Genomic DNA, 25,006 nt, shown 5'->3' with positions numbered 1-25,006 from the left:
ATGGGCACCCGTCGCCTGCCCGGCCCCCCGAGGCCCGGCTCAGCGGGCCAGCGCCACGACGCTGAGTACCGCGAGCGCCGTCCCGACGGCGAGGACCACCCAGTTCGGTGTCCGTCCCACCGGGACGTTGTCGGCATCTCCGATGCTGATGCTGCCCGCAGCCAGCAGCTCCGCCCAGCGTTTGCGGACGTAGTACGCGGCTGCCCCGGAATCGGTGTTCGCGAGATCGCCGGGGCGGATCGACTGCGCCGGCCCGTAGGTGGTCTCGGGAAGCCCCTGGACGTGATCGGCGCGGGCGCGGTGGACGCCGAACATGCCGGGAGCCGGTGCGGCCCACGAAGTGTACTTTCCGCGCGGGGTGACCAACGTCAGCGCATACTTGGTGTCCACCGTGGCCAGTGCTCCCCAGGGCACGGAGGTTGTCCGCACCGGGTTGCGCAGCACCACGCCGTCGTCGCCGATTACGACGGCGGGATACCAGGCCAGCCACCAGGTCAGATAGGCAATAGTGAGCAGCGGCCAGGAGACGAGCAGGCTGCCCGGGCCGTGCGTGAGGACCGAGGACGCCAGGCTGACCGCCACGATCGCCCAGACGATTCCCGTGAACCAGGTCGCGGAGCGCGGACGGAAGACCGTGGTGCCGGCGGCAGCAGACGTTGTCATGCCCCCATAGTTTCAGGACCGGGTGCCGGTTCTCCACTAGCCACAACCAACTGCGACAAGTTGGAAGGGAAAGACCAGCCATGACTGAAATCATCGATCCGACGCTGCCGGCAGGAAAACTGGAGACGGCCGGCGGAACACCACCCGTCCTGGAGGTCACCAACCTCAGCGTGGACTTCGGCGTGGACAAGGAGTGGGTGCCGGCCGCGATCGGCCTCACCTACGATGTCAAGGCCGGCGAGGTCCTGGCGATCGTGGGCGAATCCGGTTCGGGCAAGAGCGCCAGCTCGATGGCGTTGTTGGGCCTGCTCCCGGGCAACAGCCGTGCCACCGGAAGCGTCAAGCTCAACGGCCGGGAGATCCTGGGCCTTAGCAGCGCAAAGCTCCGGCAGGTGCGCGGCAAGGACGTCGCCGTGATCTTCCAGGAACCCATGACGGCGATGAACCCGGTGTACACCATCGGGTTCCAGATCGTGGAGACGCTGCGGCTGCACTATGCCATCTCGCCCGGCGAGGCGAAGAAGCGGGCACTGCGGCTGCTGGAGCTCGTCGAGCTGCCCGACCCGGACAAGGCCTTCCGGTCCTACCCGCACCAGCTTTCCGGCGGCCAGCGCCAGCGCGCCATGATCGCCCAGTCGCTCTCCTGCGACCCCAAACTGCTGATCGCCGACGAGCCCACCACCGCCCTGGACGTCACGGTCCAGGCCGAAATCCTCGACCTGATGCGCAACCTGCGCAACAAACTGGACAGCGCCATCGTGCTGATCACCCATGACATGGGCGTGGTCGCCGACCTGGCCGACAAGATCGCCGTGATGCGCCGCGGCCGCATCGTGGAGGCCGGCACCGCGATGGAAATCTTCAACAACCCCCGGCACGAATACACGCAGGCCTTGCTGGCCGCCGTGCCGCACCTGGGCGGGCGCCCGGAGGACGGAACGGAAGTCGACCTCACGGCGGCGCTGGCCGCCGCCACCGGGGTCTCGCTGAGCATCGACGAGACCGAGCTGCAGCGGCGCGAACGCGAAAACGCCGAAGCCCTGGCGCAGTCACGCCATGAATCGGCCAAGGGCGACCCCGTGCTTCAGCTGACCAATGTGGCCATCGAATACCCCAAACAGGGGCGGGTGCCCGCCTTCCGCGCCGTGGAGGGGGCCAACTTGTCCATCTACCCCGGACAGGTGGTCGGGCTGGTCGGAGAATCCGGATCGGGCAAGACCACGATCGGCCGCGCCGCCGTCGGACTGCTGCCCGTCGCGGAGGGCTCCCTGCGGGTGGTGGGCCACGAGATCGCCGGCGCCCGGCCCAGACAGCTGCACGCGCTTCGCCGCCACGTGGGCATGGTGTTCCAGGACCCGTCGTCCTCGCTGAATCCCCGGCTGCCGATCGGCGAGAGCATCGGCGAACCGATGTACCTCGCCGGTGTCGCCAAGGGCGCCGCCCTGCAGCGGAAAATCGAGGCGCTGCTGGACCAGGTGGAGCTGCCGCGCGCGTACCGCAACCGCTACCCGCACGAACTCTCCGGTGGCCAGAAGCAGCGCGTGGGCATCGCCCGGGCACTGTCGCTGGAGCCGAAGCTGATGGTGGCGGACGAACCCACCTCCGCGCTGGACGTGTCGGTCCAGGCGACGGTGCTGGATTTGTTCCAGAACCTGCAGCAGGAACTGGGCTTCGCCTGCCTGTTCGTCACCCACGACCTGGCTGTCATCGACGTGCTCGCGGACCGCATTTGCGTGATGCGCCACGGCCGGATCGTTGAGCAGGGCACCCGCGACGAGATCCTGCGCAACCCGCAGGAACTGTACACCCAGCGGCTGCTGGCTGCAGTGCCGTTGCCCGATCCGGAAAAGCAGCGCGAACGCCGCGAGCTGCGCGCCCAGTTGCTGGCCGCCGGCGACTGACCAGACCCGCAAAGCCCGCCATCCATAGTGCCGGCCCCCCGCCCATGATGAAATGGCGGCGGGGGCTCAGCCGCCCCTGGCCGGTGCGCTGCCACGACGGCGCCGCCGGCCATCGCGCAATCCAGGAGGTTTAGTGGTACGCAGCATGAACATCGAGGCGATCGAAAAGGGCATCGGCGTCAGCTGGGCCGAGGTGGAGGAGTACTTGGCCGGAATCGGCGCCAAGGAACTCAGCCACAAGGACATCGCCGCTGCCTTGCATGAGTCGGGGCTCGCGGACGGCTGGTGGGCGCAGACGGCTACCGTCGCCTACGAACAGCAGATCGGCCGCCGCCAGCCCGGCCAGGACTGCGACGGGGAGTTCCAAACCTCGGTGAGCAGGACCGTCACCGGAAACATGGATGAGGCGCGCAACAAGTGGGTGGCCGTGGTGGGCGCGGCCGAGGAATTCTCGGGCATCGCGGTCACCCGCGGACCCGAGTTGAGCGACACCGCCAAGTGGCGGTACTGGCGCTGCGGCTTGGCCGACGGCTCCCGGGTCAGCGTCCATATCTACGAGAAGCCCTCGGGCAAGTCCTCGGTTGGCGTGCAGCATGAACGGCTCGAGTCGACCGAGCAGCTTGACCACTGGCGTGCCTACTGGAAAGCGAAGCTCGCCGAGCTGTCCTGAGGGGACCGCGACCGGTCCGTCGCCGTCGCCCCGGTAATGTTCGTGGCCAGGCCCCCGGCACACCGGCCCGGAAACCCGGTCAGCGGCCGCGTTAGCACCCCTTTTCACCAAATCGCAACCCAATTGGAAGCAAGGCCTGTTATCAGCGTCACAGTTGGCGCCTATGCTGGTGCCACCTGAGCCTGCGCGGCTGCGATCCATGCCGGCGCGGACCGGTCCGGCGTCACAAGCCGCCGGATGGAGCACGGTACCTGAGGAGGCGGCATGCGTTTCGCTCGAACATCCCGACTGGTTGGACTGGCAGCCGCGGCAGTGCTCGCGGTCACGGCCTGTGGGGGCGGCGGTGGTGGCGGCGGCGGCACGGAGGCCGGCGGCGGCAATGCCGAGGCGGTGATCACGGCCAACAGCACGGAGCCGCAGAACCCGCTGGTCCCCACCAACACCAACGAGGTCGGCGGCGGCCGCGTGGTTGACCTCATCTTCGAGGGCCTGATCAGCTACGATCCCGAGGGCAAGCCGGTCAACGAGGTGGCGGAATCCATCGAGACCGAGGACGCGCAGAATTACACGATCACCCTCAAGCCGGACCAGACGTTCACCAACGGCGACCCGGTCACCTCCAGCTCCTTCGTGGACGCCTGGAACTACGGTGCCGCCGTCGAGAACGCCCAGCTGAGTGCCTATTTCTTCGAAAGCATCGAAGGATACGACGAGGTCAGCTCCGAGGGCGCGACCACGAAGGAGATGTCCGGGCTCAAGGTCGTCGATGACACGACCTTCACCGTGGCGTTGAGACAGCCCGAATCCGACTGGCCGTTGCGCCTGGGCTACACGGCCTTCGTGCCGCTGCCGCCCGTGGCCTTCGAGGACATGGAGGCCTTCGGGGAGAACCCGGTCGGGAACGGACCCTACATGCTGGGCGGCGACGGCGCGTGGCAGCACGACGTGCAGATCGAACTGGTGCCGAACCCGGACTACCAGGGCACCCGGACCCCGCAGAACGGCGGGATCACGTTCAAGTTCTATTCGTCCTTTGAGGCGGCCTACCAGGACCTGCTCTCGGACAACCTGGACGTGCTCGACACCGTCCCGCCGAGCGCGCTGGCAAACTTCAAGACCGACCTCGGCGAGGGCCGCTGGCTGGAAAAGCCCTATGCCGGCAACCAGACCATCGTTATTCCGCAGTACCTGGACGAATGGACCGGCGAGGCCGGCCAGCTGCGGCGCCAGGCCATCTCCATGGCGATCAACCGGGACGAGATCACCGAGGTGATCTTCCAGGGCGGCCGGCAGCCGGCCACCGAGTTCACCGCCCCCGTGCTCACCGGCTACAGCGACAGCATCCCGGGCAACGAAGTGCTGCAGTACAACGAGGAGGAGGCCAAGCGGCTGTGGGCGGAAGCCGACAAGATCGAACCGTGGGGCGACAAGACGTTCACCATCGCCTCCAACGCCGACGGCGGCCACAAGGAATGGATCGAAGCAGTCGCTAACGGCCTGAAGAACGTGCTCGGCATCGACGCCCAGTTCGAGTCGTACGCCACCTTCCCCGAGCTGAGGACCAAGGTCACGGCGAAGGAGATGACCGGCGCCTCGCGTGCCGGCTGGCAGGCCGACTACCCGTCGCTGTACAACTTCCTCGGCCCGCTGTACGGCACCGGGGCGGGATCCAACGACGGCGACTACTCGAACAAGGAGTTCGACCAGAAGCTGCGCGACGGGCTGGGGGCGGCCACACCGGAAGAGGGCAACCAGATCTTCAACGAGGCGCAGGAGATCCTGATGCAGGACCTGCCCGTCGTCCCGTTGTGGTACCAGGTCCGGCAGGTCGGCTGGAGTTCCGTCGTCGAGAACGTGGACACCGCCTGGAACGGGGTGCCGATTTACCACCAGATCACCGGCAAGTGACCCCGGGGCGGCGGCGGGCCCGGCCCCCCGCGGGCCCCCGCCCCGCGCCCCAACTCCCGATCCCACCGAGAGGCAGGGTTGATGATCCATCACTTGGCGGCACGCAGGGCGCAAGGAGGAAGCTAGTGCTCTGGTACATCTTCCGGCGCTTCCTGCAGATGATCCCGGTGTTCTTCGGCGCCACGTTCCTGGTCTATTTCCTCGTTTTCTCGCTGCCGGGCGATCCCATCCAGGCCCTGTTCGGCGACCGCACGGTCAACCCCGCGGTGGCCGCCCAGCTCCGGGCGCAGTACAACCTGGACCAGCCGTTCCTCATTCAGTACGTCCTCTATCTGAAAAACCTCGTCACCTTCAATCTCGGCAACGACTTCTCCGGCAGGCCCGTCGCCGAGGTGCTGGCCCAGATCTTTCCGGTCACGGTCAGGCTCGCCATCCTCGCGCTGATCTTCGAAGCCGTCTTCGGCATCCTCTTCGGATTGATCGCCGGGCTGCGGAAGGGCCGGATGTTCGACGGCACCGTGCTGGTCGCCTCGCTGATCGTCATCGCGATCCCGATTTTCGTCCTCGGTTTCGTCCTGCAGTTCGTCGTCGGCGTCAAGCTCGGCTGGGCCAGACCCACGGTCGGCGCCCAGGCGGGCTGGTCCGACCTGATACTCCCCGCCGTCGTGCTGGGCCTGGTGTCGCTGGCCTACGTGCTGCGCCTGACCCGAACCTCCATCATCGAGAACATGAACGCCGACTACGTGCGCACCGCGATGGCCAAGGGCTTGTCCCGGCCGCGCGTCGTCGTCGTACATATCCTGCGGAACTCGATGATCCCGGTCGTGACGTTTTTGGGCGCCGATCTCGGGGCCCTGATGGGCGGGGCGATCGTGACCGAGGGCATCTTCAACGTCCCCGGCGTCGGCCAGCGCCTGTACCAGTCGGTGCTGCGGGGCGAGGGCCCCACCATCGTGTCCATCGTCAGCGTGCTCGTGCTCGTCTACATTCTGGCCAACCTGCTGGTGGACGTGCTCTATGCCTGGCTCGACCCGAGGATCCGTTATGCCTAGAGAACCGCTGGAACGCGACAACCAGGCCATCGAGCATTTCGTGGCGCCCCTGGACGAAACGCCGCTGCTGGCCACCGACAAGGTCGACGAGGATGTCCAGCCGCTGAGCCTGTGGGCCGAAGCCTGGCGGAACCTGCGGAGACAGCCGCTGTTCATCATCTCGGTGCTGCTGCTGGTGCTGGTCATTGTCGTGGCGCTCTTCCCGTGGATCTTCACCCAGACGCCGCCGGCGCAGAATTGCCTGCTGGCCAATTCCGACGGCGGACCGGCGCCCGGGCACCCGCTGGGGTTCACCAAACAGGGCTGCGACGTCTATTCGCGCATCATCTACGGGACCCAGGCGTCGCTGACGGTGGGTATCTTCGCCACGCTCGGCGCCCTGCTGATCGGCGGGACGCTCGGCGCCATTGCCGGGTTTTACGGCGGCTGGCTGGACTCGGTGATCGCCCGGATCGGCGACGTCTTCTTCGCGCTGCCGCTGATCCTCGGCGCCATCATCATCATGCAGCTGCCGTTGTTCCGGGCCAACCGCAACGTCTGGACGGTGGTCATCACGCTGGTGGTCTTCGGCTGGCCGCAGGTGGCACGCATCACCCGGGGCGCTGTCATTTCGGTGCGGAACGCCGACTTCGTCACGGCGGCCCGGTCGCTGGGCGTCTCCAAGCTTGCCGCCCTGGTCAAGCACGTCATTCCCAACTCGCTGGCGCCCGTCATCGTGGTGGTGACGGTGAACCTGGGCATCTTCATCGTCGCCGAGGCCACCCTGTCCTTTTTGGGCATCGGGCTGCCGCCGGACGTGATGTCCTGGGGCAATGACATCTCCACGGCCCAGGTGTCGCTGCGCTCCAACCCGGCCAGCCTGCTCTGGCCGGCACTGGCGCTCTCCGTCACCGTGCTGAGCTTCATCATGCTCGGCGACGCCCTCCGCGACGCCCTTGACCCGAAGGCGAGGAAGCGATGACGCACATCCGCGAAGTCGAGGGTGCCGCGCCCCTGCTGCAGATCAAAGACCTGGCGATTACGTTCCGAACGTCCACCGGTGACGTGGAGGCGGTCAAAAACGCCCACCTGACGGTCATGCCGGGGGAGACCGTGGCGATCGTGGGCGAATCAGGCTCGGGGAAGTCGACCACCGCGCTGGCGGCCATCGGGCTGCTCCCGGAGAACGGCCGGGTCTCCGGAGGGCAGATCGTCTTCGCCGGGGAGGACCTGGCCGGCGCCAGCAGCCAGCGGATCGTGGAACTGCGCGGCAATTCGATCGGCATGGTGCCCCAGGACCCCATGTCCAACCTCAACCCGGTGTGGAAGATCGGCTTCCAGGTCAGGGAAACGCTGCGCGCCAACGGGCTCCGGTCCGATAACGCCGCGGTGGCCAAAGTGCTGGCCGAGGCGGGCTTGCCCGATGCCGCCAGCCGATCCCGGCAGTTCCCGCACGAGTTTTCCGGCGGCATGCGCCAGCGCGCCCTGATCGCCATCGGCCTGTCGTGCCGGCCGCGGCTGCTGATTGCCGACGAACCGACCTCGGCCCTCGACGTAACGGTGCAGCGCCAGATCCTGGACCACTTGGAATCGATGACCCGGGAGCTCGGCACCGCCGTCCTGCTGATCACGCATGACCTGGGCCTGGCCGCCGAACGTGCCCGCAAAGTGGTGGTGATGTACAAGGGCCGAGTGGTGGAATCGGGTCCCGCCCTGCAGATATTGCAGAACCCGCGCCACCCCTACACCCGGCGGCTGGTCGAGTCCGCGCCCTCCCTGGCCTCGCGGCGGATCCAGTCGGCGAAGGCCGCCGGCATCGAAACCACGGAACTGCTGGCCCCGGCCGGCCAGGAGGCCCAAGCCGCGGACAACGTCATCGAGGTCAAGGACCTGACCAAGGTCTTCAAACTGCGCAGCGGGTTTGGGAAGTCCACCGACTTCACCGCCGTGGACAACGTGTCCTTCACTATCAAGCGCGGAACCACGATGGCGTTGGTGGGGGAGTCGGGATCCGGCAAGTCCACGGTGGCAAAGATGGTCCTGAACCTCGAGTCGCCGACCAGCGGCCGCATTGTCTTCGACGGCGTGGACATGACCGGCCTTAACGCCAAGGCCCTGCTGGCCTTCCGCCGGCGGGTCCAGCCGATCTTCCAGGATCCGTACGGATCGCTGGACCCCATGTACAACATCTTCCGCACCATCGAGGAGCCGCTGCGCGTGCACAACATCGGCGACCGCTCCAGCCGCGAGGCAAAGGTCCGGCAGCTGCTGGACCAGGTGGCGCTTCCGGCGTCGGCCATGCGCCGGTTCCCCAACGAGCTCTCCGGGGGCCAGCGCCAGCGGGTCGCCATCGCCCGTGCGCTGGCCCTGGATCCCGAGGTCGTGATCTGCGACGAGGCCGTATCCGCGCTGGACGTGCTGGTCCTGGCCCAGATCCTGGACCTGCTGGCGGGCCTGCAGCAGGACCTGGGGCTGAGCTACCTGTTCATCACGCACGACCTGGCCGTGGTCCGGCAGATCGCCGACCACGTCACCGTGATGGAAAAGGGCAGGGTGGTGGAGGCCGGAACCACGGACGGCGTCTTCGACTCACCGCAGCAGCGGTACACGCAGGAGCTGCTGGCCGCCATTCCCGGCGCGACCCTGGAGTTGCCGCCGGAGGTGGCCTGACACGGGATTCCGGCCCCGCCGCCGGCCCCGGCTCCGGGCCCCCGTTAGGCCCTGAGTGGCGTTGCGGATTACAATGGAGTGCCTACCCGCATCCGGGCACGGCGCTGGCTGTCCGATATTAGGCCCAGGTTCCATGTAATCCACGGAAGAGTAATCCCGCATGTCTGAAACCACCGCATCGACGCAGAGCGCCGTCCGCAGCGACCTTCGCAACGTCGCGATCGTAGCCCACGTCGACCACGGGAAGACCACCCTCGTAGACGCCATGCTGAAGCACACCGGTGCCTTCTCCAGCCACGGCGAGACCGAAGAGCGCGTCATGGACTCCGGGGAACTGGAACGTGAAAAGGGCATTACCATCCTGGCCAAGAACACCACCGTGTTCTACTCCGGCCCGTCTGCCCAGGGCGAGACCATCACCATCAGCGTGATCGACACTCCCGGGCACGCCGACTTCGGCGGCGAGGTGGAGCGCGGCCTGTCCATGGTGGACGGCGTGGTCCTGCTGGTCGACGCCTCCGAGGGCCCGCTGCCGCAGACCCGTTTTGTGCTGCGCAAGGCGCTGGCCGCCAAGCTCCCCGTCATCCTGGTGGTCAACAAGACCGACCGTCCGGACGCCCGCATCGACGCCGTCGTCGCCGAGGCGATGGACCTGCTGCTGGGCCTGGCCTCCGACCTTGCCGACGAAGTCCCCGACCTGGACCTGGATGCCGTCCTCAACGTTCCCGTTGTCTATGCATCCGGCAAGGCCGGCCGCGCCTCGCTGACCCAGCCTGCCGACGGCTCCCTGCCGGAAGACGAGGACTTGGAGCCGCTGTTCGCCACCATCATGGAGCACGTGCCGGCCCCGTCCTACGATCCCGACGGCGTGCTGCAGGCCCACGTGACCAACCTCGACGCCTCCCCGTTCCTGGGCCGCCTGGCGCTGCTGCGCATCTACAACGGCACCCTTCAGAAGGGGCAGACCGTGGCCTGGGCCCGCCAGGACGGCCAGTTGAAGAACGTCCGGATCTCCGAGCTGCTGGCCACCAAGGGACTGACCCGTGTTCCGGCCGAATCGGCCGGCCCGGGCGAGATTGTCGCCGTCGCCGGCATCGAGGACATCACCATCGGCGAGACCCTGACCGACGCCGAGAACCCGCAGCCGCTGCCGCTGATCAAGGTGGACGATCCGGCCATCTCGATGACCATCGGCATTAACACCTCGCCGCTGGCCGGCAGGGTCAAGGGCGCCAAGGTGACGGCCCGCCAGGTCAAGGACCGGCTGGACAAGGAACTGGTGGGCAACGTCTCGCTGAAGGTGCTGCCGACCGAGCGCCCGGACGCCTGGGAGGTCCAGGGCCGCGGCGAGCTGGCGCTGGCCATCCTCGTGGAGCAGATGCGCCGCGAAGGTTTCGAGCTGACCGTGGGCAAGCCCCAGGTGGTCACCAAGACCATCGACGGTAAGGTGCACGAGCCGATGGAGCACATGACCATCGACGTGCCCGAGGAGTACCTCGGCGCCGTCACGCAGCTGCTGGCCGCCCGCAAGGGACGGATGGTCAACATGGCCAACCACGGCACCGGCTGGGTCCGGATGGAGTTCATCGTTCCGGCCCGCGGCCTGATCGGTTTCCGCACCCGGTTCATGACCGAAACCCGGGGCGCCGGCATCGCCGCGTCCATCTCCGAGGGCTATGAGCCGTGGGCCGGGCCGATCGAGTACCGCACCAACGGTTCGATGGTGGCCGACCGGGCCGGCGTGGTCACGCCGTTCGCGATGATCAACCTGCAGGAACGCGGCTCCTTCTTCGTCCAGCCCACCTCGGAGGTCTACGAAGGCATGATCGTCGGCGAAAACTCGCGGGCTGACGACATGGACGTGAACATCACCAAGGAGAAGAAGCTCACCAACATGCGTGCCGCTTCCTCCGACAGCTTCGAGAACCTCACCCCGCCGCGGAACCTGACCCTGGAAGAGTCGCTCGAATTCGCCCGCGAGGACGAGTGCGTGGAGGTCACCCCGGAAGCGATCCGCATCCGCAAGCTGGTGCTGGACGCCAACGAGCGGCTCAAGGCGGCCCGGGCGCGCGCTAGGGCATAAGCTGGACCGTATGACAGAGCAGAGGCAACCCGCCGGAGACCGCGGCGGGTTGCCTTCCGCTGTTTTCGGGCCAGGCCTCGAACGGCGCCCCGCACGACGGCGGCGTCCCGCCCTTCAGGGGTGGGGCACGGCCGTCTTCGGCGCGGTGGCGACGGCGGTCGCCGGAACGGCCCTTCACTCCCAGATTCTCTATGCCGGCGAGTCCGGGTACCCGTGGGGCGCCGCGGCGGCCCTGCTGTTCGCCCTGGCGGTGATGGTCTGGGCCGGACTCAAGACGCACAACGTCCTGACGGCCGGCCTGACGGGTGTTCTCTCGTACGTCCTCGTCGGGCTGATGGCGATGGCTCCCGGTGGGGAGCCGCTGATCGTCACGGGGACCACCGCAGCGGTGGAATTGCCGATCGCCGTGGCCGGCCGGATCTGGATGATCGGGCTGGTTTTCGCCACCATCGTGGCGCTGCTGGCCTGTGCCTGGGCACTTAGGCCGCGGCGGGCCGGGGCCTGATCCGCGTCGCCCGCGCGCCGGGCGTCAGTTCGCCGTCTGGTCCAGATGGTGGGCCATGAAGATGGAAGTTGCGGTCCCGTCTTCGTCGGCGGGCAGCATCGCGTATTCCTCGAAGATTGCGCGGATCTTCGCCAGCATCTCCTCGCGATGCGCGTCGTTGAGCTTGATGCCCATCCGCGTGGTTTCGATCTGGTCAGGGGCCAGGCCGTCGATTTCCTGCAGGAAGGTCTCTACCAGCACCGGTGCCGCGTCCGGCATCTTCGCGCCCCACGACATCCGGGTGGCACGGTAGGGGACCTCCTTGGCGCCCCGGTTGCCCTTCCGCGGTTCCTCGGCCTCCAGGAAGCCGGTGTTGAGCAGCGTGCGCACATGGTGCAGCGAGGTGGCCGGATTCAGGCCGAGCAGTTCCGCGATCTCCTTGTTGGTCCGGGACCGGTGAAGGCAGAGCCGGAGTATACGCAGCCGTACCGGGGAGCTGAGCGCCCGCCCGGTGGCTTGCAGGTCCTGATCCGTAGGCATGTCTCCAGCATACGACACCGACACCTAATGATTGACTTTCCCCAATCGCTGTCTGAGACTGTGACCTGTGACCCAGCTACCCGCGCCAGGGGCCTCCGGAACAGCTCCGGCGGCCGGCGCCACCCACCCGGGCGGCGCACCGCCGTCGTTATGGCGGGACCGGAACTTCCGTACCTTCTGGTCGGCCCAGACGCTCAGCCAGGTCGGGGCCCAGGTCGGCCAGCTGGCCGTCCCGGTGCTCGCCGTGGCCGTGCTCGGGGCCACCGAATTCCAGGTGGGTGTCCTCACTGCCAGCGCCACCGCCGCCTTTCTGCTGATCGGGTTGCCGGCGGGCGCCTGGGTGGACCGCTGGCTTAAGCGGCGGGTCATGATCACGGCCGACCTGGTCCGTGCCGCCGCGATGCTGTCCGTGCCGCTGCTGTGGTGGGCGGGCGTGCTGCAGATGTGGCACCTGTACGCGGTGGCGGTCGTGCTCGGCTGCGCAACGGTGTTCTTTGACGTGGCCTACCAGAGCTACATCCCGGTCCTGGTGCGCAGCGACCAGGTGTCGTCGGCGAACTCCAAGCTGGAGAGTACCGCGCAGCTGGCGAGGATGGGCGGACCCGCCGCGGGCGGCGGCCTGCTGCAGGTGATGGCGGCCCCGCTGCTGTTCCTGGCGGATACGCTCGGCTACCTGTTCTCGGCCCTGTTTTTGGTCCGCACCTCGGACCGGGAAGTGCCTGCTCCGCGGCACGGCCGGCGGCCGCTCGCGGTGGAAATCAAGGAGGGGCTCGGCTTCGTGGTGCGGCACCCGCTGATCAGCCGGATAGCCGCGTGCACGGGCCTGACCAATTTCTTCGCCGGCTTGGCCTTCACGTTGTTTCCCATCCTGGTGCTGCGCGAACTGGGCCTGGGCCCGGCCGCGCTGGGGCTGGTCTACTCGGTCGCCGCGGCCGGCGGACTGCTGGGCGCGGTGGTCGCGCCGCGGCTGGCGAAGCTGACCGGCGAGGGGGCCCTGATTCCGCTGGCGAGCGTCGCGTCGGCGGTCTTCCTGGCGGCGATGCCGTTGTCGGTGCTGATGCCGGACACCGCCTCGGCACTGCTCCTGCTGATCGTGGGCGAGGCCGGCGTCTCCTTCTGCTCCCTGGTCTACAACGTGATGCAGGTGACGATGCGCCAGCGGGTCTGTCCGCCGCGGCTGCTCGGGAGGATGAACGCCTCGATCCGCTTCGTGGTGTACGGCGTGTTGCCTCTCTCCGGACTGCTGGCGGGCCTGCTCGGCGGAACCATCGGGTTGGTGCCCACCCTGTGGATCGGTGCGGCCGGGTCCGCGCTTGCCGCGGCGCCGGTGCTGTTCTCGCCCCTGTGGGCCCTGCGGAAACTGCCGGACAGTTACGAGGGCTGACCGCCGGCCCGCGGGCGGCGCCGCGGCGGGGCGGGCGGCACCTGCTTGGCCGCGGCCACGGCCGACAGGGAGACGACGACGTCGCCGCGCCTGGTGACCACCGTGCAGCTTTCGGCGTCGACGGCGCGCAGTTCGCCGAGCACGTCGGTGAATCCGCCCTCGATCCGGTATCGGACCACCACGCGCGTTCCCGGTGCTGCTGCGGCCAGAAACGCGGCGGGGGTAGCGGGTATCACGTGACCATCTTAGGCAGGCCGTGCCCGGCTGGGGAGATAATGGTCCGAACGGATACGCTGGTGGGAACTGTTCAGAAAGGTGCTGACGGACGTGACGTACGTAATCGCACAGCCGTGCGTGGATGTAAAAGACAAGGCATGTATCGAAGAATGCCCGGTGGACTGTATCTACGAAGGCGAACGGGCCCTGTACATCCACCCGGATGAATGTGTCGATTGCGGCGCCTGCGAGCCGGTCTGCCCGGTTGAAGCCATCTACTACGAGGATGACACCCCCGAGGAGTGGGCCGACTACTACAAGGCCAACGTGGAGTTCTTCGACGATCTGGGTTCCCCAGGCGGTGCCGCCAAGCTGGGCAACACGCACAAGGACCACCCGCTGATCGCCGCGCTGCCGCCGCAGAACCAAGACTGAACTCGATGAGTCCCTTCGGCCTGCTGCTGCCGGAATACCCGTGGGACGCCATGGCGCCCTACGCGCAGAAAGCGGCCGCGCACCCGGGCGGCGCGGTGAACCTGTCCATCGGCACGCCGGTTGACTCCACTCCGGCCGTCGTCCGGGAGGCCCTGGCCGCGGCCGCCGACGCGCCGGGCTACCCCACGACCCACGGCACCGCCGAACTGCGGGAAGCGATCGTGGATTGGTTCGGCCGCCGTCGCAACGTTCCCGGCATGGACCCGGAAGCGGTCATGCCCACCGTCGGCTCCAAGGAACTGGTCGCCTGGCTGCCCACCTTGCTGGGACTCGGGGCGGGCGACGTGGTGGTGCGCCCCGTCGTGGCGTATCCGACCTACGACATCGGCGCCATCCTCGCCGGCGCGACCCCGGTGGCGGCGGACAACTTGGCGGACCTGGATCCGCAGACCAGGAGCCGGGTCAAGCTGGTGTGGGTCAACTCGCCGGGCAACCCCACGGGCATTGTCCGGGACCGGGCAGAGCTGCGCACCCTGGTGGAGGACGCCCGCGGCCTGGGCGCCGTGGTCGCCTCCGACGAATGCTACGCGGAGCTGGGCTGGGGCGCCTGGGACACCGCGCGCGGCGGGCAGGCCGTGCCGAGCGTGCTGGACCCGTACGTCGCGCAGGGCTCGCACGAGGGCCTGCTGTGCGCCTACTCGCTCAGCAAGCAGTCAAACCTCGCCGGGTACCGTGCCGCGTTCCTGGCCGGCGACCCGGCGCTGATGCCGAACATCATTAACAGCCGCAAGCACGCCGGCATGATCGTGCCGTTCCCGGTGCAGGCCGCGATGCGCGCCGCCCTGTGCGACGACGCGCACGTCCAGGAGCAGAAGGACCTGTACCGGAGCCGGCGCGAGCGGCTCTTGCCAGCGCTGGAGAATTTCGGCGTGCAGATCCGCCACTCCGAGGCCGGCCTGTACCTGTGGGGGAGCGCGGGGGAAGATACTTGGACCACCGTGGGCCGTCTGGCCGAGCTGGGCATCGTCACCGGACCCGGCGTGTTCTACGGCGAGGCCGGCAACGGCCATGTCCGGGTGGCGCTGACCGGCAGCGACGAACGGATCGACGCCGCCGTCGAACGGCTTTCCTGACCCGGCCCGGCGGTGCCTGACTGTGGATATGAACAAAAATATATGTCGCGGATTAGATATATCCGTGACTCTACGGGTAGCGTTTTACCCGAGTATGTGCATGCTCAGTGCCACAAGCGCCCGGCGTGCCGTAAGCTTCTAAACCTCCTGAAGGGGACTCAATGACTGAGCAGACCGGTGCCAAGCTGCACTTCGATGGCGGCGAACTCGAACTCCCACGGCTCAAGGCCGCCGAAGGCAACGACGGTTACGACGTATCCAAACTGCTGAAGCAGACCGGCGCGGTCACCTTCGACCCGGGGTTCATGAACACGGCGGCGACCACCTCAGCGATCACCTACATCGACGGCGACGCCGGGGTGCTCCGCTACCGCGGCTATCCGATCGAGCAGTTGGCCGAGCACTCGAGTTTCCTCGAAGTGTCCTACCTGCTGATCTACGGCGAACTGCCCACCCCCACTGAGTTGGAGGAGTTCGACCACAAGATCCGCCGCCACACGCTGCTGCACGAAGAGCTCAAGGGCTTCTTCGGCGGGTTCCCGCGCGACGCGCACCCGATGCCGGTGCTGTCCTCGGCTGTCAGCGCCCTGTCCACCTTCTACCAGGACTCGCTGGACCCGTTCGACGACAAGCAGGTGGAGCTGTCCACCATCCGCCTGATGGCGAAGCTGCCGGTGATCGCCGCCTACGCGCACAAGAAGTCGATCGGCCAGGCGCTGCTCTACCCGGACAACTCCATGAACCTGGTGGAGAACTTCCTGCGCCTGAGCTTCGGCCTGCCCGCCGAGCCCTACGAACTGGACCCGACCGTGGTCAAGGCCCTGGACCTGCTGCTCATCCTGCACGCCGACCACGAGCAGAACTGCTCCACGTCCACCGTGCGCCTGGTGGGCAGCTCCAACGCCAACATGTTCGCGTCCGTCTCCGCCGGCATCAACGCCCTGTTCGGCCCGCTCCACGGCGGCGCCAACGAGGCGGTGCTGAACATGCTCCGCCAGATCCAGGCCAGCGGCCAGGAGCCGGAGCAGTTCATGGAGAAGGTCAAGAACAAGGAAGAAGGCGTGCGCCTGATGGGCTTCGGGCACCGCGTCTACAAGAACTACGATCCGCGCGCCCGCCTGGTCAAGGCCACCGCGCACGAGATCCTGGGCAAGCTCGGCGGCAACGACGAGCTGCTGGACATCGCCATGCGCCTGGAAGAGAAGGCGCTGGCGGACGACTACTTCATCGAGCGCAAGCTGTACCCGAACGTGGACTTCTACACCGGCCTGATCTACAAGGCCATGGGCTTCCCGGAGAAGATGTTCACGGTGCTGTTTGCCATCGGGCGCCTGCCCGGCTGGATCGCCCAGTGGCGGGAAATGATCAAGGACCCGCAGACCAAGATCGGCCGCCCGCGGCAGCTGTACACGGGTGCGCAGGAGCGCGAGTACCCGGCCCGCTAGTACGACGGCGGAGCACGCCTTGACGCCGATGGCCCCCGGAGCAATCCGGGGGCCATTCGTTTGCTTCAGGCGGAGTTCATCGGCGCCTGCCGCCTGCAGCGTTTGGTCAGCCGGCGTAGCCGTTCGGGTTGTTCTTCTGCCAGCGCCAGTGGTCTTCGCACATCTGCTCGAGGTTCTTGACGGCCGACCAGCCGAGCTCGGCCAGCGCGGCCGAAGGGTCGGCATAGCTGATGGCGGCGTCTCCGGGGCGCCGGTCGGTCAGCTCGTAGGGGATGTCGTATCCCGCGGCCTTGCCGAACGCGGCGAGGACCTCCAGCACGGACGAGCCCTTGCCGGTGCCCAGGTTCCATCGGCGCACTCCGGGCCGGCCGGCGATGAAGTCTAGGGCCGCCAGGTGTCCGGCGGCCAGGTCCATGACATGGATGTAGTCGCGCACGCCGGTGCCGTCCGGCGTCGGGTAGTCGCTGCCGAAGACCCGGACCTTGTCCCGGCGGCCCACGGCCACCTGCGCCACGAACGGCAGCAGATTGTTGGGCACACCCGTCGGGTCTTCGCCGATCCGCCCGCTCTCGTGCGCGCCCACGGGGTTGAAGTAGCGCAACAGGGCCACGTGCCAGCGCGGGTCGGAGTCGCCCAGGTCGGACAGGATGTCCTCGATCTGTTCCTTGGTCCGGCCGTACGGATTGATGGCGTCCAACGGAAGCTTCTCGGTCAGCGGCACCTCCTCTGTGGCGCCGTACACCGTGGCCGAGGAACTGAACACGATCGTGCGGACGTTGTGGGCGTCCATCGCGCGGAGCAGGTTCAGCGTGCCGCCCACGTTGTTGTGGTAGTAGTGCAGAGGTTTCTCAACGGACTCGCCGACGGCCTTCAGGCCGGCAAAGTGGATCACGGCGTCCACGGATTCGGTCTCCAATACCCGGTTGAGCGCGGCCTCGTCGAGCAGGTCGGCCTGGTGGAACCGTGCCTGCCGGCCGGCCAGCTCCTGGACCCGTCGCAGCGACTCCTCGCTGGAATTGGCCAGGTTGTCGAGCACCACCACGTCATGCCCCGCCTCCAGCAGGGCGAGCGTGGTGTGCGAGCCGATGAAGCCGGTTCCTCCGGTGACCAGAATTCTCATGCCCACCAGCTTAGTAGCTCACCCCCGATCGCCCCGCCACGGACCGCAGCGGGGTAGGTACAGGGCTGGACAGCAAGGTCTAGAGTTGAGCTACAGGCGGCAGTGGAAATCCCCGCGGGCGGCACCCGCAGCGGGGCCACTGCAGATGAGCTGCGTCGTCGGTCCGAGCGAAAGGACGCGGACAGCATGCACCAGACGGGTGGGCCGGGGTGGCGGATCACCGCAGACACCTCGGGACATATGCTGCTGGCACTCTACCTTCGCGACGTCGCCGGCCTGGCCGGAGCCGGCTGGCCCGCGGTCTCGCCGGTGTTGCCGACGGTCCGCACCGCCGATCCCACCCAGCTGACCGCGCATGTCGGCGGCCCGGCAGCGCTGCGGGACGAATGGGAGAAGTGGTGGGAGGACCTGGTCCGTGACCGCCCGGGCAACGCCGCGAAACTGGCCCCGCCGTCCTTTCCCGCCTTCGCCGGCAGCCCCGCGCTGCAGCGGCTTCTGCAGGCCCACTTCGGCGCCGGGATGAGCTGGGCGCGTGCCCGGATGGCCGAGTACGGGAAGCTGGCGCAGGAGCGCGAGGCCAAGGGCACGAACGGGTTGATCCGCGAACTGGTCCAGGACCGGGAAATGGAGCTCGGACGCGCCGCGCGGACCTTCGAGCTGAAGCTCATCGAGCTGCCGCTGTGCGAGCCGCGTGCCTGGTTTGTGGAGCCGGACCGGGTGCTGCTGTGCCAGACACTGCTGGACGACGAAAGCGCCTTCCGCAGTTACCTTCAGCCGATCGTCGAACTCATCGTCTAGCTGCGCCGGGCGGCTCAGGCGGCCGGGCCCCGCGCCACCGTGATCACGACGTAGCCGGTGTCGGTATCGGCGCCGACCCAGCCGCCGTCGTCACGCTGCCAGCTCAGGCCCGCGTGGGCCACCGACTCAAGGTCGAGCCGTTTGGCAGATGCCACCGCCCACTGTGCCACCGCCCAGCCCCGCTCGTCGGCTGCCGCCACCCGGACCTCGCGGCCGGCGACGGCCATGTCCAGGCCGGGATGCACGGCCTCCAATTGCGCCAGGACGGCAGCGGGGTCCCCGGCTGCCTCGGCATCCTTGAGCACACAGTTCAGGGCGGCGGGCGAGTGGCCGGTCAGCGCCGAAGCGAAGGCCTTGGCCTCGGCCTCATGGTCCGCGTAGGCCAGCGGATAGGCGCTGCGCTGGACGGTCTGGGCCGCGTCGGTCACCGGCATGGACTCGTAGCCCGGGACCTCTTCGAGCACCTCGTAGAACTTGTTGGCCGCATACACCGGGTCCTGCACTTGTTCCTCGGTGCCCCAGCCCTGCGACGGCCGCTGCTGGAACAGCCCCCGGGAGTCGGGACCGGCCGTGTCACCGTAATCGATGTTGCGCAGCTTCGACTCCTGGATGGCCGTCGCCAAGGCGATCGACGCGGCACGTGCGGGCAGCCCGCGCCCGACGGCGATCCCGGAGATGAGCGCGGCGTTCGCGGCCTGGTCCGGTGCCAATTCGAAGGTTTCCGAACCGACGACGGCGGTGCACCGCTCCCGGACCAGGGTTTGGGAACGGTCTATGAAGGTGGCGGCGAAGTAGGCGGCACCGCCGACCAGGGCCAGCAGGACGATCAGGCTGAGCAGGCTGCGTGTCCTGCGTGCACGGGCTTGCCGGGACATGGCGGTGCCGTCCGGGACTGCTAGTTGGCGTGCAGGACCGCGTTGAGCTCCACGCTCTGGCCCTTGCGCGGCAGGACTTCCACTGCACCGCTGGTGGAGTTGCGGCGGAAGAGGAGGTTGGGCAGGCCGGAGAGCTCCACGGCCTTGACCTGGCGGTGGTCCCCGGTGGCAACGTCGATCAGGCTGACCCGGGTTCCGGCGGTGACATACAGGCCGGCCTCGACCACGCAGTCGTCGCCGATGCTGATGCCGACGCCCGAGTTGGCGCCCAGCAGCACGCGCTTGCCAATGCTGATCCGTTCCTTCCCCCCGCCGGAGAGCGTCCCCATGATCGAGGCGCCGCCGCCGACGTCGGACCCGTCCGCCACGATGACGCCGGCGGAAATGCGGCCTTCCACCATGGAAGTGCCCAGCGTGCCGGCGTTGAAGTTGACGAAGCCTTCGTGCATCACCGTGGTGCCGGCGGCCAGGTGCGCGCCAAGGCGGACGCGGTCGGCCTCGGCAATCCGCACGCCGGTGGGAACCACGTAGTCCACCATGCGCGGAAACTTGTCCACGCCGAAGACCGTGACCTGGCCGCGGCGGCGCAGCCGGCGGCGGACCGCTTCGAAACCGTCCGCGGCGCACGGGCCGAAGTTGGTCCAGACCACGTTGGCGAGGTGCCCGAAAATGCCGTCCATGTTCAGCGAATTGGGGGTGACGAGGCGGTGGGAGAGCAGATGCAGCCGAAGGTAGGCGTCGGCGGTGTCGGCCGGCGCGGCGTCCAGGTCGATGCTGCGAGTGAGGACCTCAAGACGGGTGCCGCGGTCCGCGTCGGCGCTGTCCGCGGCGTCGGCCTTGAGGCCGTGCTCCGCGTCCCGGGCGGCGCCGGCAGGGCCCAGCGCCGGCGCGGGATACCAGACATCGAGGACGGTGCCGCTGTCGGTGACGGTGGCCAGCCCGGTGCCGTGGGCGGTGCGGGGAGTGGCGGTGGCGGTGGTGCTCGCGGTCATGGATGCAAGTCTACCGAGCGCGCCGGGGCCGGTGACGCCGGGAGGCCGCAGCCGCGTCTGGCTAAGCTGGGGGAGTGACTTCCGCCATCGCCCTGGACTTGACCGCCGACGTCGCCGAGCTGACCGCGGCGCTGATCGACGTTAACAGCGTGTCCGGCAACGAGACCGCCCTGGCCGACGCCGTGGAGGCCGCCCTGCGTGCCCTGCCGCACCTGAAGGTGCTGCGCGACGGCGACGCCATCGTGGCCCGCACGCAGCTGGGGCGGCCGGAGCGGGTTATCCTGGCCGGCCACCTGGACACCGTGCCGTTGCCCGCCGTGCCCGGCTCCCGCGGGACCGTGCCGTCGGTGTGGGACGGAGACGTGCTGTACGGGCGCGGGGCCACCGATATGAAGGGCGGGGTAGCGGTGCAGCTGGCGCTGGCCGCCGAACTGACGGCACCCAGCCGCGACGTCACCTACGTCTTCTACGACCATGAGGAAGTGGATGCTTCGATGAGCGGGCTGGGCCGGCTGGTGCGCAACCACCCGCAGTTGCTGCAGGGCGACTTCGCCATCCTGCTCGAACCGACCGACGGAACCGTGGAAGGCGGCTGCAACGGCACGGCCCGGTTCGAAGCGAGCACGGTCGGCCAGGCGGCGCATTCCGCGCGCGCGTGGCGGGGCGTCAACGCTATCCACGCCGCGGCTGACATCCTGGTCCGGCTCCGGGACCATGAACCCGCCACTGTCACGGTGGACGGACTGGAGTACCGCGAGAGCCTGAACGCGGTGAAGATCAAGGGCGGCACGGCGGGCAATATCATCCCCGACAGCACCACGGTGGAAATCAATTACCGGTTCGCTCCGGACAAGACGCCCGGGGACGCCGAACTGTACGTGCGGAACCTCCTGGAGGGCTTCACGGTGGTCTGCACCGATGCCGCGGCCGGCGCCCGGCCCGGCCTCGACCACCCGGCGGCCGCCGAATTCGTGGCCGCCGTCGGGGCGGAGCCAAAGCCCAAGTACGGCTGGACCGACGTGGCGCGGTTCAGCGAGCTGGGCATTCCGGCCGTCAACTTCGGCCCCGGTGATGCGTTGCTGGCCCACACCGACAACGAACACGTGCCGGCGGAGGCCGTCCGCGAGTGCCGGGCGGCGCTGCGCCGCTGGCTGCTGGCCTGACCGCCCGGCGGCGGCGGGGAGGCCGCGGCCGGGCAGCAGGGCCGCCGCAGACGGGGAAGGGGAGGACGCGCAGGCATCCTCCCCTTCCCCGTCGGCGGTCAGCGGCAGCCGGTCACACCTTGACGGCCATCGGCTGCGTGGTCAGCGGCGCGGTCTCGCCCGCGGTCCGGCTGCTCAGGAACTTGGAGAGCCAGTTGGCTACCCAGGACAAGGCGAAGTTGACGATGATGAAGAGGACGGCCGCAATCGTCAGCGACTGCAGGATCGGACCGGCGGAGCCGTAGATCTGCATCGACCGCAGCAACTCGGAGTACGTGATGATGTAGCCGAGGGCGGAGTCCTTCAAGATCACCACGAATTGGCTGACCAGGGCCGGCAGCATGGCCACCAGCGCCTGCGGCAGTTCGATGCTGCGCAACGACTGGCCACGGCTCATGCCGATCGCCATGCCGGCTTCACGCTGGCCCTTGGGCAGGCCGAACACGCCGGAGCGGACCAGTTCGGCGATCACCGATCCGTTGTACAGCGTCAGGGCTGTCACGACGGCGTAAAACGGGATGTCGGCAGGGGTGCCGATTCTCAGCTGCCCAAACAGGAGCCAGAAGAAGATCATCATCAGCAGCACCGGGACAGCCCGCAAGAGTTCGACGATTACCCCGCAGAGCCACCGCAGGGGGCCGTTCGAGGCGAGCCTGCCCACGCCAAAGAGCAAACCGAAGACCACGGACGTGAGGATCGAGACTGCCGCGGCCTTAAAGGTATTCATCAGGCCCGGCAGGATGGTGAACTGCCAGACCTCGCCGGTCAGGAAGGGCGTCCACAGCTCGGATGCCAGCTGGCCCTTGTCGTTCAATCCGACGATGACGAAGATCGCCGCGCCGAGGAAGAGCAGGATGCCGATGACGTTGGTGACCATGATCCGCGCACGGGCCTTCGGGCCGGGCGCATCGAAGAGGACGTTCTGCTGAATTTTCATCGTGACACCGCCAGTTTCTTGGAAAGCCAAGTGGTCATCAGGCCGATCGGCAGCACGATGATCACGAAGCCGATGGCGAAGGTCGCGAAAATGGCCATGATGACATCCGGCCGGAACTCGATCATGGTTTTCATCAGCCCGGCGGATTCGGCGACCGACGCCGCCGTTGCCACCGTGGTGTTCTTGGTCAGGGCGATCAGGGTGTTGCCCAGTGGCGCCACGGCGCCGCGGAAGGCCTGGGGCAGGATGACCATCCGCGCCGCCGGCAGGAAGCTCAGCCCGATGGCGCGGGCGGCCTCGGCCTGTCCCAGGGGCACGGTGTTGACGCCGCTGCGAATGGATTCGCAGACGAAGGCCGCGTGGTAGATGGACAGCCCGACGATGGCCCAGAGGAAGAAGTTGAAGTCGAAATCGCCGGAGAGGTTCAACTGGAGCTGGAAGACCGCCACCAGGATGCAGAACACCATGATGATGGTCAGCGGCGTGTTGCGGAAGACGTTGACGTACGCCGCGCCGGCCCAGCGGAAGCTGGGTACCGGTGAGATACGCATCAGGGCCAGGACGGTACCCAGCACCAACGAACCCAGGGCGGCCCAAAAAGCGAGCTGGATATTGACCCACAAGGCTCCGACGACGTCGTAGGTCTCCAGCGCCGTCAGGTAGCTCTGGAAATACTCGGACAAACTGTCCATCCCCTTTCGGTGGGAAGAGGCAGATCATGTTGTGGGGCGGGGGAGCCCCGCCCCACAACGGATGTTGCTAGGCGCAGGCTTCGCCCGGCTTCGGCGGGTTCAGGTCCTTGTTGTAGGAGTAGTCCACACCCTCGGTGTTCTTCTTAAGGGCTTCTTCCCAGGCGCCATCCTCGACCATCTTGTTGATGGCTGCGTTGATGTCCGCGCACAGCTCCGAGCCCTTCGGCAGGCCGACGCCGTAGTTCTCCTCGGAGAACGGGTTGCCGACCACCTTGTACTTGCCGGCGTTGTTCGGCTGCGCCGCGAGTCCGGCCAGGATGATGTCGTCGGTGGTCACCGCGTCGATCTGGCCGCCCTGCATGGCGGTCACGCACTCGGCGTAGCTGGGCCGCTCGACCAAGTTCACTTCGGCGGCGTGCTCGTCCTTGATGCGCTGGGCGGAGGTGGAGCCGGTCACCGAGCAGAGGTTCTTGCCGTTAAGGGCATCCGGGCCGGTGATTTCGGTGTCGTCGGTCCGGACCAGCAGGTCCTGGCCGGCCACGAAGTACGGTCCGGCGAAGTCGACGGTCTGCTTGCGCTCATCGGTGATGGAGTACGTCGCGAAGATCATGTCCACCTGGTTGTTGGCGAGCATGTTTTCGCGGTTGGCCGAGGGCGACTCGACGAATTCGATCTGGTCCTCCGAGTAGCCCAGCTCGTTGGCCACGTACTTGGCTACGTCCACGTCGAAGCCGGTGAACTTGCCGCCGGAGGAGAAGCCCAGGCCCGGCTGGTCGTACTTGATGCCGACGCGGATGCCTTCGCCGCCGCCTTCGCCGCCGCCGGCAGTCTCGCCGCCGCCGCCTTCGCCGCCTGTGCCGCCACCGCCGCCGCAGGCGGACAGCACGAGTGCGGCTCCGGCTGCCATGGCAGCCATTCCATAACGGGTCTTTCGCATGTTTTCTCCTTGCGTTGTCGGCCCTCCGTCAGTGGAAGGCCAGGTGTGGGGGTCAGTGTTCGAGGATCTTGCCCAGGAAGTCCTTGGCGCGGGTGCTCTTCGGGTTGGTGAAGAATTCTTCCGGGGTGGCCTGCTCCACGATCTGGCCGTCGGCCATGAAGAGCACCCGGTCTGCTGCCTTGCGGGCAAAGCCCATCTCGTGCGTAACCACGATCATGGTCATGCCTTCCCTGGCCAACTGCACCATGGTGTCGAGCACTTCGTTGATCATTTCCGGATCGAGTGCCGAGGTGGGCTCGTCGAAGAGCATCACCTTCGGCTTCATGGCCAGTGCCCGGGCAATCGCCACGCGCTGCTGCTGGCCGCCGGAGAGCTGGGCCGGCAGCTTTTGCGACTGGTTGGCCACGCCGACGCGCTCGAGCAGGCTCATGGCCAGCTCCTTGGCCTCGGACTGCTTCATCCCCTTGACCTTGATCGGTCCCAGGGTGACGTTCTCCAGGATCGATTTGTGGGCAAAGAGGTTGAAGGACTGGAACACCATGCCGACGTCGGCCCGCAGCTTGGCCAGGGCCTTGCCCTCGGCCGGCATCTTCTCGCCGTCGATCAGGATCTCGCCGTCGTCGATGGTCTCCAGGCGGTTGATCGCCCGGCAGAGGGTGGACTTGCCGGAGCCCGACGGCCCGATCACGACCACCACTTCGCCCTTGGTGACCTCCAGGTTGATGTCCTGCAGCACATGGAGGGATCCGAAGTGCTTGTTGACGTTCTTCAAGGACACCAGCGGCTGACCCGCCGGCGCGGCGGACGTGGCTCGGGTTGCCGCCGCCGGAGCGGCAGGCGGCGTTTTACTGTGCGATGCGTCACTGGTCATGGAATGAATCTAGCGAAAG

Annotated in this window: 24 protein-coding genes; 14 read left to right on the top strand and 10 right to left on the bottom strand. The window is 67.7% G+C overall.

The window, feature by feature from the left end; all coding sequences use genetic code 11:
- Nucleotides 1-39 precede the first annotated feature (39 nt).
- Complete coding sequence (locus AC5RVZ_RS19415; protein WP_494067358.1) at nucleotides 40-663, bottom strand: PH domain-containing protein; 624 nt, start codon at nucleotides 661-663, stop codon at nucleotides 40-42.
- Nucleotides 664-743: 80 nt separating this feature from the next.
- Here AC5RVZ_RS19415 and AC5RVZ_RS19410 point away from each other — a divergent pair, with 80 nt between their 5' ends.
- The 8 genes from AC5RVZ_RS19410 to AC5RVZ_RS19375 all read left to right on the top strand — a co-directional run bounded on the left by AC5RVZ_RS19410 (nucleotide 744) and on the right by AC5RVZ_RS19375 (nucleotide 11,431).
- The gene (locus tag AC5RVZ_RS19410) at nucleotides 744-2,564 is read left to right on the top strand and encodes an ABC transporter ATP-binding protein (protein WP_494067357.1); all 1,821 of its coding nucleotides are present in this window, start codon (nucleotides 744-746) and stop codon (nucleotides 2,562-2,564) included.
- 133 nt (nucleotides 2,565-2,697) lie between these two features.
- Nucleotides 2,698-3,234, top strand: a complete 537-nt coding sequence (locus AC5RVZ_RS19405) for a hypothetical protein (protein WP_494067356.1) — start codon at nucleotides 2,698-2,700, stop codon at nucleotides 3,232-3,234.
- Nucleotides 3,235-3,498: 264 nt separating this feature from the next.
- A complete protein-coding gene (locus AC5RVZ_RS19400; RefSeq protein ID WP_494067355.1) occupies nucleotides 3,499-5,142 on the top strand; it encodes a peptide ABC transporter substrate-binding protein in 1,644 nt (547 codons plus the stop codon).
- A gap of 125 nt (nucleotides 5,143-5,267) precedes the next feature.
- Nucleotides 5,268-6,194: an ABC transporter permease gene (locus AC5RVZ_RS19395; protein ID WP_494067354.1), complete on the top strand. Its 927-nt coding sequence runs from the start codon at nucleotides 5,268-5,270 to the stop codon at nucleotides 6,192-6,194.
- Nucleotides 6,187-7,155 carry an ABC transporter permease gene (locus AC5RVZ_RS19390; protein ID WP_494067353.1) on the top strand — a complete coding sequence of 323 codons (969 nt, stop codon included), beginning with the start codon at nucleotides 6,187-6,189 and terminating at the stop codon, nucleotides 7,153-7,155. The genes AC5RVZ_RS19395 and AC5RVZ_RS19390 overlap by 8 nt, the downstream gene beginning before the upstream one ends.
- A complete protein-coding gene (locus AC5RVZ_RS19385; RefSeq protein WP_494067352.1) occupies nucleotides 7,152-8,843 on the top strand; it encodes a dipeptide ABC transporter ATP-binding protein in 1,692 nt (563 codons plus the stop codon). The genes AC5RVZ_RS19390 and AC5RVZ_RS19385 overlap by 4 nt, the downstream gene beginning before the upstream one ends.
- A 160-nt stretch (nucleotides 8,844-9,003) precedes the next feature.
- Complete coding sequence (gene typA, locus AC5RVZ_RS19380; protein ID WP_494067351.1) at nucleotides 9,004-10,926, top strand: translational GTPase TypA; 1,923 nt, start codon at nucleotides 9,004-9,006, stop codon at nucleotides 10,924-10,926.
- A 10-nt stretch (nucleotides 10,927-10,936) separates the two neighbouring features.
- Nucleotides 10,937-11,431 (top strand): hypothetical protein, encoded by a 495-nt coding sequence (locus tag AC5RVZ_RS19375; RefSeq protein WP_494067350.1) that lies wholly within the window; start codon nucleotides 10,937-10,939, stop codon nucleotides 11,429-11,431.
- Between the two features lie 24 nt (nucleotides 11,432-11,455).
- On the opposite strand, the gene AC5RVZ_RS19370 is transcribed toward AC5RVZ_RS19375, so the two are convergent.
- Nucleotides 11,456-11,950, bottom strand: coding sequence for an ArsR/SmtB family transcription factor (locus AC5RVZ_RS19370; protein ID WP_494067349.1), 495 nt, complete (start codon nucleotides 11,948-11,950; stop codon nucleotides 11,456-11,458).
- 67 nt (nucleotides 11,951-12,017) lie between these two features.
- On the opposite strand from AC5RVZ_RS19370, the gene AC5RVZ_RS19365 reads away from it, so the two are divergent.
- A complete protein-coding gene (locus AC5RVZ_RS19365; protein WP_494067348.1) occupies nucleotides 12,018-13,334 on the top strand; it encodes an MFS transporter in 1,317 nt (438 codons plus the stop codon).
- Here AC5RVZ_RS19365 and AC5RVZ_RS19360 read toward each other — a convergent pair.
- Nucleotides 13,322-13,570, bottom strand: coding sequence for a putative acetyltransferase (locus AC5RVZ_RS19360; RefSeq protein WP_494067347.1), 249 nt, complete (start codon nucleotides 13,568-13,570; stop codon nucleotides 13,322-13,324). The genes AC5RVZ_RS19365 and AC5RVZ_RS19360 overlap by 13 nt on opposite strands.
- 91 nt (nucleotides 13,571-13,661) lie before the next feature.
- Here AC5RVZ_RS19360 and fdxA point away from each other — a divergent pair, with 91 nt between their 5' ends.
- The 3 genes from fdxA to AC5RVZ_RS19345 all read left to right on the top strand — a co-directional run bounded on the left by fdxA (nucleotide 13,662) and on the right by AC5RVZ_RS19345 (nucleotide 16,563).
- A complete protein-coding gene (fdxA, locus tag AC5RVZ_RS19355) occupies nucleotides 13,662-13,985 on the top strand; it encodes a ferredoxin (protein ID WP_494067346.1) in 324 nt (107 codons plus the stop codon).
- A gap of 5 nt (nucleotides 13,986-13,990) precedes the next feature.
- Complete coding sequence (gene dapC / locus AC5RVZ_RS19350) at nucleotides 13,991-15,118, top strand: succinyldiaminopimelate transaminase (protein ID WP_494067345.1); 1,128 nt, start codon at nucleotides 13,991-13,993, stop codon at nucleotides 15,116-15,118.
- 161 nt (nucleotides 15,119-15,279) lie between these two features.
- A complete protein-coding gene (locus AC5RVZ_RS19345) occupies nucleotides 15,280-16,563 on the top strand; it encodes a citrate synthase (RefSeq protein WP_494000304.1) in 1,284 nt (427 codons plus the stop codon).
- A gap of 106 nt (nucleotides 16,564-16,669) precedes the next feature.
- Here the strand turns inward: AC5RVZ_RS19345 and galE are convergent, their stop codons facing one another.
- On the bottom strand, nucleotides 16,670-17,683 hold the full coding sequence (gene galE, locus AC5RVZ_RS19340) for a UDP-glucose 4-epimerase GalE (protein WP_494067344.1): 1,014 nt from the start codon (nucleotides 17,681-17,683) through the stop codon (nucleotides 16,670-16,672).
- Nucleotides 17,684-17,869: 186 nt separating this feature from the next.
- Between galE and AC5RVZ_RS19335 the strand changes: the two genes are divergently transcribed.
- Nucleotides 17,870-18,481: a hypothetical protein gene (locus AC5RVZ_RS19335; RefSeq protein ID WP_494067343.1), complete on the top strand. Its 612-nt coding sequence runs from the start codon at nucleotides 17,870-17,872 to the stop codon at nucleotides 18,479-18,481.
- 14 nt (nucleotides 18,482-18,495) lie between these two features.
- Here the strand turns inward: AC5RVZ_RS19335 and AC5RVZ_RS19330 are convergent, their stop codons facing one another.
- Together AC5RVZ_RS19330 and dapD are read right to left on the bottom strand one after the other, a co-directional pair.
- Nucleotides 18,496-19,356 carry a hypothetical protein gene (locus tag AC5RVZ_RS19330; RefSeq protein ID WP_494067342.1) on the bottom strand — a complete coding sequence of 287 codons (861 nt, stop codon included), beginning with the start codon at nucleotides 19,354-19,356 and terminating at the stop codon, nucleotides 18,496-18,498.
- Nucleotides 19,357-19,376: 20 nt separating this feature from the next.
- Nucleotides 19,377-20,348, bottom strand: coding sequence for a 2,3,4,5-tetrahydropyridine-2,6-dicarboxylate N-succinyltransferase (dapD, locus tag AC5RVZ_RS19325; protein ID WP_494067341.1), 972 nt, complete (start codon nucleotides 20,346-20,348; stop codon nucleotides 19,377-19,379).
- A 74-nt stretch (nucleotides 20,349-20,422) separates the two neighbouring features.
- Here dapD and dapE point away from each other — a divergent pair, with 74 nt between their 5' ends.
- Nucleotides 20,423-21,511 (top strand): succinyl-diaminopimelate desuccinylase, encoded by a 1,089-nt coding sequence (gene dapE / locus AC5RVZ_RS19320; protein ID WP_494067340.1) that lies wholly within the window; start codon nucleotides 20,423-20,425, stop codon nucleotides 21,509-21,511.
- Between the two features lie 112 nt (nucleotides 21,512-21,623).
- Here dapE and AC5RVZ_RS19315 read toward each other — a convergent pair whose 3' ends face one another.
- The 4 genes from AC5RVZ_RS19315 to AC5RVZ_RS19300 all read right to left on the bottom strand — a co-directional run bounded on the left by AC5RVZ_RS19315 (nucleotide 21,624) and on the right by AC5RVZ_RS19300 (nucleotide 24,987).
- On the bottom strand, nucleotides 21,624-22,487 hold the full coding sequence (locus tag AC5RVZ_RS19315) for an amino acid ABC transporter permease (RefSeq protein WP_494067339.1): 864 nt from the start codon (nucleotides 22,485-22,487) through the stop codon (nucleotides 21,624-21,626).
- Entirely contained in the window at nucleotides 22,484-23,179 is a 696-nt protein-coding gene (locus tag AC5RVZ_RS19310) for an amino acid ABC transporter permease (RefSeq protein ID WP_494067338.1), read from the bottom strand. Before AC5RVZ_RS19310 ends, AC5RVZ_RS19315 begins: the two co-directional genes overlap by 4 nt.
- 67 nt (nucleotides 23,180-23,246) lie before the next feature.
- Nucleotides 23,247-24,116 (bottom strand): glutamate ABC transporter substrate-binding protein, encoded by an 870-nt coding sequence (locus tag AC5RVZ_RS19305; RefSeq protein WP_494067337.1) that lies wholly within the window; start codon nucleotides 24,114-24,116, stop codon nucleotides 23,247-23,249.
- Nucleotides 24,117-24,168: 52 nt separating this feature from the next.
- A complete protein-coding gene (locus tag AC5RVZ_RS19300) occupies nucleotides 24,169-24,987 on the bottom strand; it encodes an amino acid ABC transporter ATP-binding protein (protein ID WP_494067336.1) in 819 nt (272 codons plus the stop codon).
- Nucleotides 24,988-25,006 lie beyond the last annotated feature (19 nt).

The sequence above is a fragment of the Arthrobacter sp. Cza30 genome (assembly GCF_059090765.1).
Note: the sequence above shows the minus strand (reverse complement) of the source record. Positions and strands in the feature narration are given on the sequence as shown.